Here is a 17252-nt window from a genome sequence, read left to right as displayed (position 1 = left end):
TGGACAAGCTCGCGCTGCATCGCCTCTCCCATTCCGTCATGCTGAACTTGTTTCAGCATAAGGGGTCCAGCGGTTTCTAGGCGGCCAGCTTATCCCGAAACAAGTTCGGGATGACAGGAATGAGGCCCGGAAGCATGCTCCGGGCCCCTCTTCATGCTCTTTGGCTTAGCGCTCGTATGTCCCCGAGAAGCTGCGATCGAGAATGTGTGGGCCGTCGTTTTGACGCTGTTCGTCACTCTCGAACAGTGCGCGACGATTCTCCTCGTCTGTCCATTGCTGGCGGGCCTGCTCGGCCGTCTTGTTGATCGTCACCTTGTCATCGACCGACTGGATCCACGAGCAGGGAATCGAGTGGTGGTGGCCACCGGCCCCGGCGCCGCTCTTGGTCAGGATGATCTTGTCTCCGGCGATCTTGTCGACCGTGCCGACCGGCTGCCCGTCCGACCCGACCACTTCCATATGTTCCTTGGCTTGGCGCAGGCTGGAGCGTTGCTGCTGGCGCTGACCGCGCCAGTTCGAGAACTCGCTGTGAAATTTGTCGCGGTTCTCACGGCGATATTCCTCATAGTCGCGGTCGAACTCGGACAGCTGATGATTGCGCCATTCCCGATAATGGTCGTCATGCGGGAGCGAGCCGCGATCGTCGCCCCGGCTGAACTGGTTCCCGGCGGAGCCGGCCCCGTAACCCGAAGTCGCACCATAGCGCGAACCCCCGGCCTCATAGCCGCCGCTGCGGCCACGCCACTCGCTGCGGCTGTAATCATAACCGCCGCTCGTCGGTTCGCCGCGATAAGTCTGGGGAGGACGATCATCCCGGTCCTGGTCGCGTCCGCCCTGGCCGGACATCATGCTGCCCCAGCCATAGCCGCGGGTGCGATCGTCGGAGCGCGAACGCCCCCGATCATCTTCGCCGCCATAGCGGCCGCCACGATCGTCATCGTCGGAGAACCAGGAGCGGATTTCCTCGCCTGCGCGTTCGAAGAAGCCGCGGTCATTGTCGCGTCCGTCGCCGCGCCATTCGCCGCGGCCGCGATCGCCGCCATAGGAACCACGTTCGCGCGCATCGCGATCATATTCGCGGTTCTCGTAATAGCGCCCGCTGGGGCTGCCATAGCCGCGATACCGGTCGTCTCTGTCTGCCACTTTTGCTCTCCTTCGCATTGTCGAGGAAGCACGGCGCGGGCATGCGCCGCCCGCGCACCTCCGGCGATAGAAGCGCATGCTGATACAGGTTGGTTCCGGAACGAGTTTGGTGCTGCGACGAAGCGTGTTGCATCGGGCCGGAGGCGCGAGTAAGGGCGCTGCTTCGCGCGGTCCGGCCGCGTCGATGATGATGGTGCGGGGCCGTAGCTCAGCTGGGAGAGCGCGTCGTTCGCAATGACGAGGTCAGGGGTTCGATCCCCCTCGGCTCCACCATTTTCCCGAGTCGATAGAGCGTTTTAGCGTGCAGGCGAGAGCGGCCCGCAGGCTTTCGGCCCTGTGCTTTGCGCGCAACAGTTCTGACTGTTTCTGCCCCGTAGCCGCTAAGTGATCGATTTACCGTATATTAACGGTTTCGGCTCAAAGGTTAACTGGTTAATGAAGCAGACGGGCGTAAGCGGGGTCGCCGCGCCCGGTAGCTGAGGGGCAGCAAATATGCGCGTTCTGCTGATTGAAGACGAGCCGACGACCGCCAAGGCGATCGAGATGATGCTGAATGCCGAAGGTCTGAACGTCTATACGACGGACCTGGGCGAGGAAGGCCTCGATCTCGGCAAACTCTATGATTACGACATCATCCTCCTCGATCTGAACCTGCCGGACATGCACGGCTATGACGTGCTGAAGAAGCTTCGCACGTCGAAAGTGTCCACGCCCGTGCTGATCCTGTCGGGCGTTTCCGAGATGGACTCGAAGGTCCGTTCGTTCGGCTTCGGCGCCGACGATTACGTCACCAAGCCTTTCCATCGTGACGAGCTCGTTGCACGCATCCATGCGGTGGTCCGCCGCTCGAAGGGTCACAGCCAGTCGGTCATCCGCACCGGCAAGCTGGCGGTCAATCTCGACGCCAAGACGGTCGAGGTCGATGGGGCCCGCGTGCACCTGACCGGCAAGGAATATGCGATGCTGGAGCTGCTCTCGCTCCGCAAGGGCACCACGCTCACCAAGGAAATGTTCCTGAACCACCTTTACGGCGGCATGGACGAGCCGGAACTGAAGATCATCGACGTCTTCATCTGCAAGCTGCGCAAGAAGCTCAGCCTGGCCTGCGGCGGCGACAATTACATCGAGACTGTATGGGGCCGCGGTTACGTGCTGCGGGATCCGCAGGAAGAACAGGCGCCGGTCACGGTCGCAGCCTGACGATCACCCGAGCGGGGTGGAAGGGCCGGCGGGGCAACCTGCCGGCCTTTTTCGTATCAGCTGGCGAGGGCGTATTGCTCTTCGTGGAGCATCAGGCCGGGTGCGGTAAGCGCCAGGGCAAGCGCCGTGCCGCAAAAGCCGCATTGCGCCGAAACGCGCCCGATCAGCCAATTGCTATGGCCACAGCCGGGGCAACGGTTCGTCTCGCCCGGATGATAAACCACCTGATATCCACGCTGTACCAGGTTCAGCGGCTGAACAGTTTCAGTACGCACCAGCACCTCCTCTACACGACGGCGCCATTTCAACTGCTTTCAACTTAGCACAACTGAAATATGGCTAAAGTGCATTAACCCATATTGTCGTGTCGTTAACCTTATCGTCGACCGTCTTCTTAGTTCGGACGATTTCAACTCGCGATTCGCGGACCCGTTCCAATGCCCGGCAAGCGAACGGGGGCGCGGCAGCGCCGCGCCCCCGTCCAACACTGTTCCGAAATCAGGCGAAACGGACTTTCGTCTGACGGCGGCGCACTGCCGTTCCGGCCATGCCAAAGCCCGCAATCATCATCGCCCAGCTCGCCGGTTCCGGCACGGTCGCAATATCGATCTCCAGCGCCGCCGCTGGGGTGAGTGCCACGCGCGGGCCAAAAATCGCGAACAGCTGCTCGTTGGCGAACGGGCCGCTGATCGACTGGAGGGAGCCGCCGATCACGAAACGGGAGTCGCTCTTGTTCTGCGCCGCTATGTTCAGGTTTGAAATCGCAGCCTGGTTCAGCGGGATCGAAAATTGCTGGATGGCGCCGGGAGCAACCACGGCCGATCCATAGCTGCTGCCATCCCCAAGATCGGTGAAGATGCCGACGTTATTCTGCGAGTTCGCGATCAGGGAAGCGATGCTGCCGGTGTAATCGAAAAGGCCCAGGGTCTCGCTGGTCGAAGACGTGTTAACGCCATTACCGCCATAGAAGGTAAGAGTGGCGGACGTGATCTTCTGATTGGGTGCCAGACCCGATATGTTGAAGGCGAGCCAGTTGCGGTACACCGCACCATTCAGGTTGCTCGACCCGACGTTGATGTTGTTCACGCCGGCAGTGAAGCCGCTGTTGGTGTACCAGCCGCTGTCGAAATTCTGGATGATCGCGGCGCTGGCCGCGGTGCCACCGGCAGCCGAAAAAAGAAGCGCGCCGCCGATCGCTGCGCTCGTTTTCAGAATTTGTATCATGTCATACCCCTGGATGATGGCCTGCCATTCGCATGCCAAGGGTGGGGCAGCGCGCTCGAAGTCGGGACCGTGTCGGATGGTTAACAGTTGGTTGACGGACTCGTGACCGTTCGGCGTCAGCCGTCCTGCTCGGGCTCGAAACGTTCCCAGCCATCGCCGCCGAGCCGCTCGACCGGCTGGAAGCGCGCCTTATAGGCCATGCGGCGGGACCCGCGGACCCAATAGCCCAGATAGACATAGGGCAGGCCGGCTGCGCGGGCGCGCTGGATATGATCCATGATGATGAAGCTGCCAAGACTCGGCCGCTCTTCATGGTCGGCGTCGTAAAAGCTGTAGATCATCGACAGCCCGTCGCATTGGGTGTCCGTCAGGCAAGCGCCGATCAGGCGGCCGGGCGCGAAACCCTTGCGCGGCTCGCGATACTCGATGATCTGGGTGTTGACGGGCGTCTGCTCGACCATGTCGGCATAGTCCATCTCGTCCATGTTCGACATGCCGCCGCCGGGATGCCGAGCGGAAAGGTAGCGCCGGAGCAGCTGGAACTGCTCGTCGGTGGACCATGGGCGGCAGGCGGTCACTTCCAGGTCGCGATTGCGCTTCAGGATCCGCTTCTGCGTCCCGCTCGGCTGCCATTCGTCGGCAACGACGCGCATCGAAACGCAGGCATGGCAGTCCGGGCAGCTGGGACGATAGGCGACGCTTTGACTGCGGCGGAAGCCGATCCGGCCAAGCGCATCGTTCAGCTCCGCGGCGTGTGGTCCGCTCAGTTCGGTGAACACCTTCCGCTCGAACTTGCCGGGCAGATAGGGGCACGGATTGGGGCTGGTGACGAAGAATCGCGGAAAGCGAAATGGTGCGCTCACGTCAGGCCCTCTCTGGCGCGGGTGTCCTCCCCCGGCGACGCATTTACAAACGCACTATCGGTTACCGGCGATGCAATGAAAAGCCGGTTTACCCTCTTTCAGGCGAGTTCGACGGTGCTGACTTCGTAGTGGGCGGCCCGAAGCGCCTGCATCAGCCGATCGAGGTGCGCGGAATCGCGGGTTTCGCACTCGATATCGGTGATCAGTCCTTTCGCCGGAAGCGTGGTGAAGACACGCTGGTGATAGACCTCGATGATGTTGACCTGCTGCTCGTGGAAGATGCGGGCGACGTTGAATAGAGCGCCGGGCCGGTCCTGCAGCCGCACGCGCAGGCGAGCGAGGCGGCCCGACCGCGCAAGGTCGCGCAGCAGCACGTTCGCCAGCAGACGCGTGTCGATATTGCCGCCGCAGAGCACGATACCGACCTCACGTCCGGCGAATCGCTCGGGATGGGCGAGAAGGGCAGCAAGGCCGGCGGCGCCGGCGCCCTCGACCACCGTCTTCTCGATCTGGAGGAGCAGGCTGACCGACTTCTCCAGGTCGCGTTCGGACACGAGCAGGATCTCGTCGGCGAGCGCCTCGACGAAGCGGCGCGTCAGCGTGCCCGGCTGCTTGACGGCGATGCCTTCGGCCAGCGTGTCGCCTTCGCAGGGCAAGTCCACCTGCTTCAGCGCCGCGTACATGGACGGATAGAGCTCCGCCTGGACGCCGATCAGCTCGATACCTGGCTTCAACCCACGGGCGGCCGTTCCCATGCCGGAGAGCAAGCCACCGCCGCCGATCGGCACCACCAAAGTGTCGATGCCTGGCGCGTCGGCCAGCATCTCCAGCGCCACCGTGCCCTGGCCGGCGATGATGTGCGGGTGGTCGAAGGGATGAACGAAGGTGAGCCCGCGCTCGGCTTCCAGCTGCCGCGCATGAGCATAGGCCGCGTCGAAGGTCTCGCCTTCGAGGATCACCGTCGCATGATGGCTTTCGGTCTGCGTGACTTTCACCGTCGGCGTCGGCTTCGGCATCACGATCGTCACTGGAATACCGAGCCGATGGCCGTGATAGGCAAGGCCCTGCGCATGATTGCCGGCTGAGGCGGCGATCACGCCCTTAGCGCGCGCTTCCGGGCTCATCTGCAGCAGCGTGTTGAGCGCGCCTCGCTCCTTGTAAGCGGCGGTGAATTGGTGATTCTCGAACTTCAGCCAGACGCGGGCGCCGGTCAGCTGCGACAGGGTCTGGCTGTGCAGCGTCGGCGTACGCACCACCGACCCGCCGATCCGCGCCGCCGCTGCCTGAATGTCGGCGAGATCAACGGGCAGGGTCTCGGGCGGAAGCTTCGATGCAGTGGCCATAAGGGTGCATTAGCCGTAGCGGCACCGCCTGTCATTCCCGCTGCAATTTTGTTGGTTCATCGAGCGTTAAAGCACGACTTATGTCGATTCTGTCCTATCCGACTCGGCCTGGCTGCGGTTAGTCAGGAGATGCGACCCGAAGGGCTCCCGATCTTGGGGGTTCTTTTCCTTTACGGCCCGGCTGAATCAGTTTCAGCCGGGCCACTTTTTTGAGTCATTTTGAGCGTCTATGCAGGCAGTCCCAGAACAAAACGGGGCGCGCCTTTTCGTGGATGCTGTGTCTCTGGACTATGCCGCACCGGATGCGGCGCTGAAGGAGTTCGTCTCCGTCTTCTACAACTTCCGCGTCAATGTGCCGCGGTTCGAAGACGACGATCGCGCCGACCTGGCCCAGCTTCGCTTCCAGCTGAAAGGCAGCGGCCATTACCGCTTCGCCGACGGTCATGTGCAGGAAGCGCCGGAGATCCAGGTCGTCGGACCCACCATGGGCGTCACCCATGTCTGCGTTGATGGGCCGGCCGAAGTGTTCGGCGCCGGCCTGCTGCCGTCCGGCTGGGGTGCGATGATCGCAATCGATGCGTCGACGCTGACGAACCGGGTCGTCGATGGCACGGAGCTGTTCGGGCGCGACGTGCGCGACGTTCTCGATCAGCTCCGAGCGGTGGAAACGCTTGAAGAGCGCGTGGCAATCGGCAACGCGCTGGTCCGCACCCTTGTAGAGCGGGGCAATGAGCTGCCGCGCTGGTTCACGCGCACGGTCGACGAGTGGCTTGAGTCGAGCCTGAGCCCCGAAGTGGACGATCTCGTTGCCGCCACGCGCCTCTCTCGCCGCCAGGTCGAGCGGCTATGCAAGCGCCTCTACGGCTGCCCGCCCAAACTCCTCTCCCGCAAATACCGCGCGCTCCGGGCCGCCGTGGTGCTGGCGAAGGGCGAGGCGAGCACTGCGGAGCTGCTGACCCAGGGATTCTACGATCAATCGCATTGCATCCGCGAAATCAAACGCTTTACCGGTGTCACGCCCACGCGGATCCAGGGTGACCTCAACGAACTCACTAAGCTGACGATGAAGCGCACCGCCTTTGCCGGCCAGGTGGCCCCGCTGGTGGCAGAAGCTTGAAAGATTAGTCCGACTTAGCTAAGTGTCGCATATGGGCTATGTGAACATGCACGAGGCGAAAAGCCGGCTATCGCAACTGGTCGATGCGATCGAGAGCGGTGTCGAAACGGAAATCGTGCTCGCGCGCAATGGCCGGCCGGCCGCCCGGATTGTCCCGATCGCCGCGCGCAAGCCATTGCGCCTTGGCCTGGCACGCGGAAAGTTCTCTCTGCCCGGCGATTTTGACGCGGACAATGAAGAGATTGCCCAGCTCTTCTATGGTGACGCCGATTGAGGCTGCTGCTCGATACGCATCTCGCAGTCTGGTTGGTAACCGAGCCCGAGCGAATTCCTCGCCGTGCACACGATCTGCTGATGGAGCCGAGCAACCAGGTTTTTGGTAGCGCCGTGGCGGTCTGGGAGGTCGCGATCAAACATAGCAAGCGAGTGCGGGAAGGGCAGAGCGGAATCGTGTCGGGTCAGGAGCTGCTTGATGAACTCGGTCGGGCGGGCTTGCCGCTCCTCTCCGTGACTGCAGAGCATGCAGCCATGCTCGACCATCTGCCGCCTGTTCACAACGATCCGTTTGATCGCCTGCTGGTCGCCCAAGCTCAAGCAGAGCCGATGAGACTGTTAACTGTTGACACCGTCCTGGGTGCCTACGGGGCTGCGGTTTTGGTAGTCTAGCCCAAGATCAACCCGGCGAGTGCGGCGCTCATCAGGTTGGCGAGGCTGCCGGCAACGAGGGCGCGCAGCCCGAGGCGAGCGATCACCGGGCGCTGGTTGGGCGCCAGATTGCCGGTAACCGCCATCTGGATGGCGATCGAGCTGAAGTTAGCGAAGCCGCACAGCGCGAAGGTCACCACCGCCACCGTTTGCGGCGAGAGGGTGTTCTGGATCTTGCCGAGTTCGATAAAGGCGACGAACTCGTTCAACACCATCTTGGTGCCGAACAGGCCGCCGGCGACGCCGGCTTCGTTCCAAGGCACGTTCAGCATGAACATGACCGGACGGAAGATATAGCCGAGCAGCATCTGGAAGGAGAGGTCGGGACGGCCGAACCAGGCACCGACGCCCGCGAGCAGTCCATTCGCGAGCGCCACCAGCGCCACGAACGCCAGCACCATCGCACCGACGGCGACCGCAAGCTTCACGCCTGTTTGGGCCCCTTGCGCGGCCGCCATGATGATGTTTGCCGGGCGCTCTTCCTCTTCCGGTGCGGGCGGCGTCGGATGCGGAGCGGCTTCGGGGAGGAGCGCCGCCGGACCTTCGGCGCTGACTCGTGCGTGCGGCAGCGCGATCTCGTCGGGCTCGGGCGTCGCCTTCTCGTCCGGCATCATGATCTTGGCCATCAGCACGCCGCCCGGCGCCGACATGAAGCTGGCGGCCAGCAGATAAGGCAGCAGCTGCGCGCCGATCATCGAGGCATAGGCGCCCAGGATCGTGCCGGCGACGCCGGCCATGCCGACCGTCATCAGGCAGAAGAGCTGGGGCGGCGTCAGGCTCGCCAGATAAGGCCGCACGACCAGCGGGCTTTCCGACTGGCCGACGAAGATGTTCGCAGCCGAACCCAGGCTCTCGACGCGGGTAATGCCGGTCACCAGCCGGATCGCGCCGCCGACCCAGCGGACGATCTGCTGCATGACGCCGAGATAATAGAGGATCGAGATCAGCGAGGCGAAAAAGATGATGACCGGGAGGGCGGCGATCGCGAAGCTGTTCGCGCCCATCTCCGGCGAGGCGAGCGGGCCGAAGATGAAGTCGGTCCCCGCCTTGGCATAGCCGAGCAGGTTGGAGACGCCGCGCGACATCGCTTCGATCACCGTTCGGCCCCACTCTGTGCCGAGCACGAGCAACGCGAACCCGGCCTGCAGCGCAAAGGCCGGCAGCACGACGCGCAGCCGGATCGCCCGGCGATTGGTCGACAACAGCAGCGCAACGGCCAGGATCAGGACAATGCCTGCAATCCCAATCAGATAGCGATTCAAGTGATAGCTCCCCTCACGGCGGCTCCGGGTGGCACAGCCGTGGCCGGCTCGCCAGCGGAATTTTGGGGGCGTTGCAGCGCCGCCGCACCCCTCCCATATCGCGCGCCATGAGCGGGAATGAACACGGGCTCGTGCAGTGGCACGGCACCACCATCCTTTCGGTTCGCAAGGGCGGCAGGGTCGTCATCGTCGGCGACGGCCAGGTCTCCATGGGCCAGACGGTCATGAAACCCAATGCACGCAAGGTCAGGAAGCTTGGCGACGGCAGCGTCATCGGCGGCTTTGCCGGCGCGACGGCGGACGCCTTCACCCTCTTCGAGCGGCTGGAGCGTAAGCTGGAGCAGCATCACGGGCAGCTGCTGCGTGCCGCGGTGGAACTCGCCAAGGACTGGCGGACCGACAAGTATCTGCGCAACCTCGAAGCGCTGATGATCGTCGCCGACAAGGACGTGTCGCTGATCCTCACCGGCAATGGCGATGTGCTGGAACCGCTGAACGGCATTGCCGCGATCGGCTCTGGCGGCAATTACGCGCTCGCTGCGGCCCGCGCGCTCGCAGAATATGAGCCGGATGCGGAAACGCTCGCGCGTAAGGCAATGGCCGTCGCGGCCGATATCTGCGTCTACACCAACGACCAGCTCACGATCGAGAGTCTGGACAGCGCCACCTAAGCTCCGTCCGGGCTGAGCTTGTCGAAGCCCTGCTTTTCCCTTTCTGAGCTCGCGAAGACAGGCCTTCGACAAGCTCAGGCCAGCCGGTGTTCGTTATGAATGACAGTTTGACCCCGAAAGCCATCGTCGCTGCGCTGGATGCGCACATCATCGGCCAGGCGGACGCCAAGCGCGCCGTTGCGGTCGCGCTCCGCAATCGCTGGCGGCGGCAGAAGCTGCCCCCCGAGCTGCGGGACGAAGTCACGCCCAAGAACATCCTGATGATCGGGCCCACCGGCTGCGGCAAGACGGAGATCAGCCGGCGCTTGGCGAAGCTCGCCGACGCCCCGTTCGTGAAGGTCGAGGCGACCAAGTTCACCGAGGTGGGCTATGTGGGCCGCGACGTGGAGCAGATCGCCCGCGATCTGGTGGAGGAAGCAATCCGCCTGGAAAAGGAACGCCGCCGCCAGGCCGTGATCGACAAGGCCGAGGCCGCCGCGATGGAGCGGCTGCTCGATGCGCTCACCGGCAAGGGATCGTCCGAGGCGACCCGCGCCGCCTTCCGCCAGCGCTTCGATGAAGGCGTGCTCGACGACAAGGAAGTCGAGATCGAACTATCGGCCCAGCCGAATATGCCGTTCGAGATCCCAGGCATGGGCGGGCAGGTCGGCATGATCAACCTGTCCGACATGATGTCCAAGGCGCTGGGCGGCGGGCAGCTGAAGAAGCGCAAGCTCAACGTCCGTGCCGCCTGGGACAAATTGCTGGAGGAAGAGGCTGACAAGCGGCTCGATCAGGATGAAGTCAGCCGCCAGGCGCTGGCCGATGCGGAAGCCAATGGCATCGTGTTCCTCGACGAGATCGACAAGATCGCAGTCAGCGATGTGCGCGGCGGCTCCGTCAGCCGCGAGGGCGTGCAACGCGACCTGCTGCCGTTGATCGAGGGCACGACCGTCGCGACCAAATACGGGCCGATGAAGACCGATCACATCCTCTTTATCGCGTCAGGTGCCTTCCATGTTGCAAAACCGAGCGACCTGCTGCCGGAGCTGCAGGGCCGCCTGCCGATCCGTGTGGAGCTGAAGGCGCTGACGGAAGCCGACTTTGTCCGCATCCTCACCGACACCAAGGCCTCGCTGACGGGTCAGTATAAGGCGCTGCTCGGCACCGAAGGCGTGACGATCGACTTCACCGACGACGGCATTGCAGCCGTTGCGCGCATCGCGGCCGAAGTGAACTCGCAGGTCGAGAATATCGGTGCGCGCCGCCTGCAGACGGTGATGGAAAAACTGCTGGAGCAGGTCAGCTTCGACGCGGAAGATCGTCAGGGAGAGACGCTGACGATCGACCGCGCCTATGTCGAAGCGCAGTTGAGCGAGATCGCGCGCGACACCGATCTCTCGAAATACGTGCTTTAGGGGCGCGGCAGGACGGTCCGAGTGCCGTCCGGGTTGCGGCGCGACTGAAGCTCGGCATCGCGATCATGCGGCGCGTGCTCGCGGTGACGCAAGTCGAGATTGTCGGCGCGGCCATCGTGTCGCAGGTCTGGGCGGCTATCCCGCACGTCTGCGTCGGTTCGATAGGCCGTCGCCGGCTGCGTTCGCTCATAGCCGGTCACGCGGCTCTTCAGCGCGGCGATCTGCTCGTCGCGGTTGCGGATCGCGGACTTATGCTCTTCGCGTTCCCGGTGCAGCTCGCGCTTCCATTTCTTGCCGCCTGAGCGGGACATCAGCCCCAGCAGCCAGCCCAAGGCCAGCGTCAGGCCCAGGATCATCCAGGTTTCGGTGGTGAACTCCACGGCGTCTCTCCCGCTGTTCCGCTGGAACAACGAAGGAGAGGACGCCGCCGTTCCGCCTTTCTGTTCCCCGGCGAAGGCCGGGGCCCATAGTGGAGTGGATCCCGGCCTGCGCCGGGATGACGCGGCTCTACGGTCGCGTCATTTGAAGTTGTCGGCGATCGAGCAGGCCGCCGGGCCGAGGATTACGATGAACAGCACCGGCAGGATGAAGCAGATCAGCGGCACGGTCATGATCGCCGGCAGACGTGCAGCCTTTTCTTCTGCGCGCATCATCCGTTCGTTGCGGAACTCGGCCGACAACACGCGCAATGCAGAGGCGAGGGGGGTGCCGTATTTCTCGGTCTGGATCATGGTCGTGACCACGCCGCGCACCGCGTCCAGATCGACGCGCGTGGCGAGGTTCTCGAAAGCCTGGCGCCGCTCGGTCAGGAAGCCGAGCTCAATGGAGGTCAGCATGAACTCGTCGCCGAGTTCGGGATAGCCCTTGCCCAACTCCCGTGCCACGCGGCCGAAGGCGGCGTCCACCGTCAGGCCGGCTTCGGCGCAGATCACGAGCAGGTCGAGCGCGTCGGGCAGTCCCTTGCGGATCGCGTCGCTGCGCTTGCTGATCCGGTTCTTCAGATAGATGTCGGGCGCCTTGTAGCTGCCGATCAGCGCGCCGGCAGTCACCATGAACCGCTTGAACGGGCCCCATTCGGGCCAGAATTCGAGCAGATAGACCATCACCACGGCGCCCAGCCCGAACAGGATCGGCAGCATCATGCGACCGAAGATGACGGCGATGGCGGCGTCCTTGGAACGGATGCCCGCCTGCATCAGCTTGATCTGGGCAGCCTTCAGCTGCTGGTCCTGCAGCACCTTCAGCGACGACAGCAGCGATCGCATGCGGTCGGTCGTCTCGCTTCGGGCGTTGAGTTTGGCGCGCCGCTTCGAGCTGGAGGCGGTGATGCCCGCCTTGAGCTGCTCGCGCCGGTCGACCAGCGCCTTGACGCGCCGCGCCATCGGATCGCGCACCGTCGTCACCGCATAGAGCGCGACCAGAACCATGAAGGTCGCGATGCCGCTCAGCAGCGTCGCTACCCAGAGAACATCGATGCCAAGGAGAGTGGGGCCGGTCGCTTCCATCAGGGCCTGTCCTCGATGACCACATCGGCATGACGGGGCGAGTTTTGGTTTGTGGGTAGGAGCGAGGAGGGAGCGATGTTCCACATCGTGACCGATCGAGCGACGCCCTCCACAGACCAAAAGACGCCCCGCCGCTCCGCGGTCGCTTCGAGAGGCGCGCTGGCCGCGTCGCTTGCTTGCGCGTAGCTCCTGCTACGCGTCTGTGCTGCGCTCCTCGCCAGCGCACCTCTCGAAACGATCATGTCTGATGTGGTCATTGAGGACAGGCCCTAGATCTCGAAATTCACCATCTTGGCCATGATGAAGGCACCGATGCTCATCCAGACGAGCCCGCCCAGGCCGGCGATCATCAGCCGCTCGTCCTGCACGAAGTTCATCATATAGGGTTGGTTGATCATCCAGATCATCGCGAAGACGATGAAGGGCAGGGCACCGACGATATAGGCGGAAGCCTTCGATTCCGACGACATCGCCTTGATCTTCAGCTTCATCTGCGCGCGCTTGCGCAGCACGTCGGCCAGGTTGCTGAGGGTTTCCGCTAAGTTGCCGCCGGTCTCCTTCTGGATGGCAAGCGTGATGCAGAAGAACTGGAACTCGGGCGTGCCGAGCCGGTCGGCCGTTTCCTGCAGCGCCGCTTCCATCGTGCGGCCGATCTTCATCTTGTCGGTGACGATGCGGAATTCTTCGCCGACCGGCCCCGGAATCTCCGATGCGACGACGGTCAGCGTTTCGGATATCGGCAGGCCGGCGCGCAGGCCGCGGACCAGCAGCTCGATCGCATCTGGAAAGCGGACGGTGAACAGCTTGATTCGCCGCTTGATCATCAGGCCGACATACATGTGAGGGCCACCCAGCCCGATCAGCGTGCCGCCGAACAGGGCAAGCAGGGTTGGCGCGCCCTGGCTGAGCGCGAGAGCGCCGACGACGAGCGTCAGCAGCAGGTTGATCAGGGCATATTGGCCGACCGACCATTCCTTGCCGGTCATCGCCAGTCGCTTCTTCAGCAGCGCCGGGTTTGGCAGGAAGCGCGACGCGAAATCGTCGATCTTCGTGTCCTGCGCGCCGGTGATGCGGCGGAGCCGTTCTTCCGGAGCGATCGCCGTGCCGCTGTGCCGCTCCCGCAGCGTTTCCAGGCGCCGCTTCTGCGCCTTTGCCTCGGACGGGCCGGAAAAGGCCAGCACGAGCAGCACCAGGGTGACGCCCGCGCCGAACGCCGGAAGGAGCAGTTCCATCATGTCCGTCTGCCGGCGATCACGACTTGGCCGACTTCGGCAGCTTCAGCTTGAACTCGCCGAGCTTGCCGAGCAGCGACTTGCCGCTTGCCTTGGTCGAAGGAGCGGCGTCGCCGCTCGCCGCCGAGATCAGGCGGTCGGAGAGCGCCTGCAACGCCACGCCCATCTTGCCGGTCTTGCCGGCTTCGGCGAGCGGCTTGCCGAGCTTGGCGGCCTGCGCTGCGAGCTTCTGGTCAAGCGGGATGACGAAGTCGATCTTGCGTTCGACCGAGTCCTCGAAGTCCTTGCGGCTCAGCTCCGCTCCGCCGGCCGGCGCGACGCGGTTGGCGACAAGCACCACTGACGCTTGGGGGGCGTGCGTCTTGAACCAGGACAGGAAGCGGATGCAGTCGCGCGCGGCCGCCAGCGTGATCTCCGTGACCAGCACGACCGTATTGACGTCCTGCACCAGCATCGGATGCTGGACCAGCATGTGGCGCGGCAGGTCGATGACCGTGCACTCGAAGGCGGCGCGGATCTCTTCCTGCAGCTGATAGAAGGCGGAGCCGTCGGTCATCAGCGGCTGGTTGATCGGCGCCTCGGCCGACAGCACGGCGAGCTTGTCGTTCACCCGCACCAGCGCGCGTTCGATGAACAGGCCGTCGATGCGGCTTGGATTTTCGATCGCGTCGGTGAGGCCGCGGCCGGGCTCAAGGTCCAAGGCCAGCGCATCCGTGCCGAAATGCACGTCCAGATCGACCAAGGCGGTCGAGCGCTTGTCCTTGTCGCCGAACAGCCAGGCCAGGGAGGCGGCGATGGTGGATGCACCGACGCCGCCGCGCGAGCCGATCACTGCCGTCATCAGATGCGGCCGGTCGGCGCTGGGCTCAAAGCTTTTGGGCGCGCTGAACACCGCCTGCGCGTTGGTGAAGGCGTCGCGGAGCTGGTCCGGATGAAAGGGCTTCAGCAGATAATCCTGAATGCCGCTCGCCACCAGGTTACGGTAGAGGCGCACGTCGTTAATCAGGCCGGTGGCGATCACCACTGTGCCGGGCTCGCATACTTCGGCGAGCGCATTGATGTCGTTCAGCGGATCGGCCGTTTCCGAGAGGTCGACGAGAAGGATGTTCGGGCTGGCCGAAATCGCGAGGTTCTGGATCGCCGCGCGCAGGCCGCCGCGCACGACCTTCTCAGGCGACCAGCCCATCTCGACCGCCACCGGCCGGATCGCATCGGCGGCGCTGTCGTCGCACACATAGGCGACGAACGGATCACGCAGGGCTGCGGATCGGGTGGGGCTCCAGGGTGCGTTCATTACTTCCCAACCTTGGATGTGGATTCGGTCTTGATGCCCTGCGCGCCGGTCGGGCGAGCAGCGCGGAAGGCGTCGATGGCTTTGGTTGCGATGGCGGGGTCGGTGACGGCGCCCGGCTCGCGGCCGCTGATCAGGTCCTGCGGATCGGCGACCATCGCAGCCAGTGCCGCATTGTTGGCGCAGCCGTAATTAGACATGGTCGAACCGACGAAATCGGGAGCGGAGGGACGGCTCCAGTCCGGGCAGCCGCTCACCGTTGCCGAAGCGCGGCTGACGACGACGCGGACCGACCCGTCCGCGCCGCGGCCGGCGGTGACAGGCGCTGCGCCATAGATGCTCATGCCGCGCCGGGCGAGCAGCTCTGCGACGTCGCCGCTCGCGCCGCCGGTCGGATCGTCGACCGCGACCCGGTCGCCATAGGCAAGGCCGATCGAGCGGAACCAGCCTTCCAGCCGCTCCTGCTCGCCGGCGGCAAGACCGGAGCCGGAGCTGGCGAGATCGATCACATAGTCGGTGCGCTGCACGACCGGCTGGTGCACCGACTCCATGCCGCGGTTGACGGTGCCGCAGCCGGCAAGCGCCAAGGCCAGGGCGGTCAGGGGAAGGATCTTCAGCGCCATCATGCTCTCCGCACGCATCACTTGATCGAGAAGCCGGGGGCCGGGACGGCCGCCGCGCTCTGCTTCGGTTTTTCGGGCTTCGCCGGCACCACGGCCTGCGCTTGGGGCTGGCCGGTGACCTGCGTCTGCGGCGGCGCCAGCGTCGGGCGCGGGCGTGCCGCGCCGCTGTCGCCGCTGAAGCTCTGTCCCATGAAGACCCGCGAGGCGTCGGTCGCCGCCTTGTAGCCGTCGGTCGGCAGCGGCAGCGTGCCGGAAGTCGGCTTCACCAGATACGGCGTGATGATGATGACCAGTTCGGTCTCGCTGCGCCGGAAGCGGCTGGAGCGGAACAGTGAGCCGAGGATCGGCACGTCGCCCAGACCCGGCGCCTTTTCGATCTGGTTGAAATGCTTGTTCTGCAGCAGGCCGCCGATCATGAAGCTCTGGCCGGAGCCGAGCTCCACCGTCGTCTCTGCGCGTCGGGTCGAAAAGCCCGGCACCTGGAAGCCGCTGATCGTGATCGCGCCCTGGGTGCTCAGTTCGGATACTTCCGGGCGCACGCGCATCGAGATGCGGCCATCGCCGAGCACCGTCGGCGTGAAGGCCAGGCTGACGCCATATTGCTTGTATTCGATGCCGATCGTGCCGAGGCCCTGGGCCAAGGGAATCGGGATTTCGCCGCCGGCCAGGAAGCTCGCGGTCTCGCCTGACAGCGCCGTTAGGTTCGGGTTTGCGAGGGTGACGACCAGGCCCTGGGTCTCGGCCAGGTCGATGGCCGAAGCGACGTCGATGCCGAACAGCTTGCCGGCGAGTGCGATCGCCGTCTTGCCGGCACCTTGACCCAGATTGTTGAAGTTGAACGCCGTGCCGCTGTTCGGGTTGATGAACTGGCCGGTCGCCGGGTTGAAGGGCAGGCTGATCGAGCCCGCCGGGAGTCCGAACAGCTGCGACGCGTCCAGCTTCGGGAAGGCCGAGGCGTCGAAGTTGGTGATCGAACCGAAGTTGCGCCCCTGCGCGACGCCGAACAGGAAGCCGCCGGTCTGGTCGCGGGTGAGGAGGTTGACGCCGATTTCCTTGACCAGGTCGCGACTGACTTCGGCGATGCGGACCTGCAGGTTGACCTGCAGCGGGGTCGCCATCTTCAGCCGGTTGATCACGCCCATCTTCAGCTGGGCATTGGGATCGCCGAGATTCACGCCAGGATTGAGCGCGGTCAGCACCAGCCGCTCGGCGGCGGCGCTGTCTTCGGGCGAGCGGATCGTGCCGGTCAGGACGGCGAGCTGCCCAGCCGTGGTGACGGTCACGTCGGCGTCCGGAAAGGCCAGCCGCATCATCTTGTCGAGCGACGTGATGTTCTGGCTGACGCGGACGTTGGTGGCGTAAACGACCTGGCCCGAAGCCGTGGTCGCGAACACCGTCGCTTCGCCATTTTCCTTCCCGAACAGGTGGATCTGGCGCGGATTGCTCACATAGACGTCGGCCACCTTGTCGTTCGACGTCCAGACATTGGTGACGCTCTGCGGCAGGGTGACGAGCTGGCCCTGGCCGACGGAGAGCAGCACTTCGCTGCTCGGCCGCTGCGTGCCGGCGGGCAGCGGTCCCACACGCGCCGGCTTGGCGGCGAGGGCTGGCTGGGCGGCGGCAAGTGCGGCCGCGGAGACCAGCGCCAGCCGCGCCATCAGGAGCTTGTTACGCAT

Annotated in this window: 18 protein-coding genes and 1 tRNA gene; 7 read left to right on the top strand and 12 right to left on the bottom strand. The window is 64.4% G+C overall.

The window, feature by feature from the left end:
* Positions 1-165: 165 nt before the first annotated feature.
* The gene (locus tag VGT77_RS11205; protein WP_327462567.1) at positions 166-1143 is read right to left on the bottom strand and encodes a DUF2171 domain-containing protein; all 978 of its coding nucleotides are present in this window, start codon (positions 1141-1143) and stop codon (positions 166-168) included.
* A gap of 197 nt (positions 1144-1340) precedes the next feature.
* On the opposite strand from VGT77_RS11205, the gene VGT77_RS11200 reads away from it, so the two are divergent.
* Together VGT77_RS11200 and ctrA are read left to right on the top strand one after the other, a co-directional pair.
* Positions 1341-1416 (top strand) — tRNA-Ala (locus VGT77_RS11200).
* 219 nt (positions 1417-1635) lie between these two features.
* Positions 1636-2343, top strand: coding sequence for a response regulator transcription factor CtrA (gene ctrA, locus VGT77_RS11195; RefSeq protein ID WP_327462565.1), 708 nt, complete (start codon positions 1636-1638; stop codon positions 2341-2343).
* Positions 2344-2399: 56 nt separating this feature from the next.
* Here ctrA and VGT77_RS11190 read toward each other — a convergent pair whose 3' ends face one another.
* The 4 genes from VGT77_RS11190 to VGT77_RS11175 form a co-directional block, all read right to left on the bottom strand.
* Complete coding sequence (locus tag VGT77_RS11190) at positions 2400-2618, bottom strand: hypothetical protein (protein WP_327462563.1); 219 nt, start codon at positions 2616-2618, stop codon at positions 2400-2402.
* A 223-nt stretch (positions 2619-2841) separates the two neighbouring features.
* The gene (locus VGT77_RS11185) at positions 2842-3567 is read right to left on the bottom strand and encodes a PEPxxWA-CTERM sorting domain-containing protein (RefSeq protein WP_327462561.1); all 726 of its coding nucleotides are present in this window, start codon (positions 3565-3567) and stop codon (positions 2842-2844) included.
* Between the two features lie 116 nt (positions 3568-3683).
* Positions 3684-4430, bottom strand: a complete 747-nt coding sequence (locus VGT77_RS11180) for an arginyltransferase (RefSeq protein ID WP_327462559.1) — start codon at positions 4428-4430, stop codon at positions 3684-3686.
* A 98-nt stretch (positions 4431-4528) separates the two neighbouring features.
* Positions 4529-5773 carry a threonine ammonia-lyase gene (locus VGT77_RS11175; RefSeq protein ID WP_327462557.1) on the bottom strand — a complete coding sequence of 415 codons (1245 nt, stop codon included), beginning with the start codon at positions 5771-5773 and terminating at the stop codon, positions 4529-4531.
* Positions 5774-6050: 277 nt separating this feature from the next.
* Here VGT77_RS11175 and VGT77_RS11170 point away from each other — a divergent pair, with 277 nt between their 5' ends.
* The 3 genes from VGT77_RS11170 to VGT77_RS11160 are packed head-to-tail and all read left to right on the top strand — an operon-like array spanning position 6051 to position 7556.
* On the top strand, positions 6051-6890 hold the full coding sequence (locus VGT77_RS11170) for an AraC family transcriptional regulator (protein ID WP_327462555.1): 840 nt from the start codon (positions 6051-6053) through the stop codon (positions 6888-6890).
* Between the two features lie 31 nt (positions 6891-6921).
* On the top strand, positions 6922-7164 hold the full coding sequence (locus VGT77_RS11165) for a type II toxin-antitoxin system prevent-host-death family antitoxin (protein ID WP_327462553.1): 243 nt from the start codon (positions 6922-6924) through the stop codon (positions 7162-7164).
* Positions 7161-7556, top strand: a complete 396-nt coding sequence (locus VGT77_RS11160; RefSeq protein WP_327462551.1) for a type II toxin-antitoxin system VapC family toxin — start codon at positions 7161-7163, stop codon at positions 7554-7556. The genes VGT77_RS11165 and VGT77_RS11160 overlap by 4 nt, the downstream gene beginning before the upstream one ends.
* On the opposite strand, the gene VGT77_RS11155 is transcribed toward VGT77_RS11160, so the two are convergent.
* A complete protein-coding gene (locus VGT77_RS11155) occupies positions 7553-8857 on the bottom strand; it encodes a NupC/NupG family nucleoside CNT transporter (RefSeq protein ID WP_327462549.1) in 1305 nt (434 codons plus the stop codon). The two genes, VGT77_RS11160 and VGT77_RS11155, sit on opposite strands and share 4 nt — an antisense overlap.
* A gap of 107 nt (positions 8858-8964) precedes the next feature.
* Here VGT77_RS11155 and hslV point away from each other — a divergent pair, with 107 nt between their 5' ends.
* Entirely contained in the window at positions 8965-9528 is a 564-nt protein-coding gene (gene hslV / locus VGT77_RS11150; RefSeq protein ID WP_327462548.1) for an ATP-dependent protease subunit HslV, read from the top strand.
* A 95-nt stretch (positions 9529-9623) separates the two neighbouring features.
* Positions 9624-10925, top strand: coding sequence for an ATP-dependent protease ATPase subunit HslU (gene hslU / locus VGT77_RS11145; protein ID WP_327462546.1), 1302 nt, complete (start codon positions 9624-9626; stop codon positions 10923-10925).
* Here hslU and VGT77_RS11140 read toward each other — a convergent pair.
* From VGT77_RS11140 to VGT77_RS11115, 6 genes are all read right to left on the bottom strand, one after another.
* The gene (locus VGT77_RS11140; RefSeq protein ID WP_327462544.1) at positions 10922-11305 is read right to left on the bottom strand and encodes a hypothetical protein; all 384 of its coding nucleotides are present in this window, start codon (positions 11303-11305) and stop codon (positions 10922-10924) included. The genes hslU and VGT77_RS11140 overlap by 4 nt on opposite strands.
* Before the next feature lie 138 nt (positions 11306-11443).
* Positions 11444-12430 carry a type II secretion system F family protein gene (locus VGT77_RS11135; protein ID WP_327462542.1) on the bottom strand — a complete coding sequence of 329 codons (987 nt, stop codon included), beginning with the start codon at positions 12428-12430 and terminating at the stop codon, positions 11444-11446.
* 269 nt (positions 12431-12699) lie between these two features.
* On the bottom strand, positions 12700-13665 hold the full coding sequence (locus VGT77_RS11130) for a type II secretion system F family protein (RefSeq protein WP_327462540.1): 966 nt from the start codon (positions 13663-13665) through the stop codon (positions 12700-12702).
* 16 nt (positions 13666-13681) lie between these two features.
* Complete coding sequence (locus tag VGT77_RS11125) at positions 13682-14956, bottom strand: pilus assembly protein CpaE (RefSeq protein ID WP_327462538.1); 1275 nt, start codon at positions 14954-14956, stop codon at positions 13682-13684.
* On the bottom strand, positions 14956-15594 hold the full coding sequence (locus tag VGT77_RS11120) for a CpaD family pilus assembly protein (RefSeq protein ID WP_327462536.1): 639 nt from the start codon (positions 15592-15594) through the stop codon (positions 14956-14958). Before VGT77_RS11120 ends, VGT77_RS11125 begins: the two co-directional genes overlap by 1 nt.
* Positions 15594-17252 (bottom strand): type II and III secretion system protein family protein, encoded by a 1659-nt coding sequence (locus VGT77_RS11115; protein WP_327462534.1) that lies wholly within the window; start codon positions 17250-17252, stop codon positions 15594-15596. The genes VGT77_RS11120 and VGT77_RS11115 overlap by 1 nt, the downstream gene beginning before the upstream one ends.

It is taken from the genome of Sphingomonas sp. (genome assembly GCF_035944535.1).
Lineage (GTDB): Bacteria > Pseudomonadota > Alphaproteobacteria > Sphingomonadales > Sphingomonadaceae > Sphingomonas_B.
Note: the sequence above shows the minus strand (reverse complement) of the source record. Positions and strands in the feature narration are given on the sequence as shown.

Coding starts and splice junctions, on each gene's coding strand:
- ctrA (WP_327462565.1), top strand. CDS start 1,636: ATGCGCGTTCTGCTGATTGAAGACGAGCCGACGACCGCCAAGGCGATC.
- VGT77_RS11185 (WP_327462561.1), bottom strand. CDS start 3,567: ATGATACAAATTCTGAAAACGAGCGCAGCGATCGGCGGCGCGCTTCTT.
- VGT77_RS11175 (WP_327462557.1), bottom strand. CDS start 5,773: ATGGCCACTGCATCGAAGCTTCCGCCCGAGACCCTGCCCGTTGATCTC.
- VGT77_RS11165 (WP_327462553.1), top strand. CDS start 6,922: ATGGGCTATGTGAACATGCACGAGGCGAAAAGCCGGCTATCGCAACTG.
- hslV (WP_327462548.1), top strand. CDS start 8,965: ATGAGCGGGAATGAACACGGGCTCGTGCAGTGGCACGGCACCACCATC.
- hslU (WP_327462546.1), top strand. CDS start 9,624: ATGAATGACAGTTTGACCCCGAAAGCCATCGTCGCTGCGCTGGATGCG.
- VGT77_RS11135 (WP_327462542.1), bottom strand. CDS start 12,430: ATGGAAGCGACCGGCCCCACTCTCCTTGGCATCGATGTTCTCTGGGTA.
- VGT77_RS11130 (WP_327462540.1), bottom strand. CDS start 13,665: ATGATGGAACTGCTCCTTCCGGCGTTCGGCGCGGGCGTCACCCTGGTG.
- VGT77_RS11125 (WP_327462538.1), bottom strand. CDS start 14,956: ATGAACGCACCCTGGAGCCCCACCCGATCCGCAGCCCTGCGTGATCCG.
- VGT77_RS11120 (WP_327462536.1), bottom strand. CDS start 15,594: ATGCGTGCGGAGAGCATGATGGCGCTGAAGATCCTTCCCCTGACCGCC.
- VGT77_RS11115 (WP_327462534.1), bottom strand. CDS start 17,252: ATGCGTAACAAGCTCCTGATGGCGCGGCTGGCGCTGGTCTCCGCGGCC.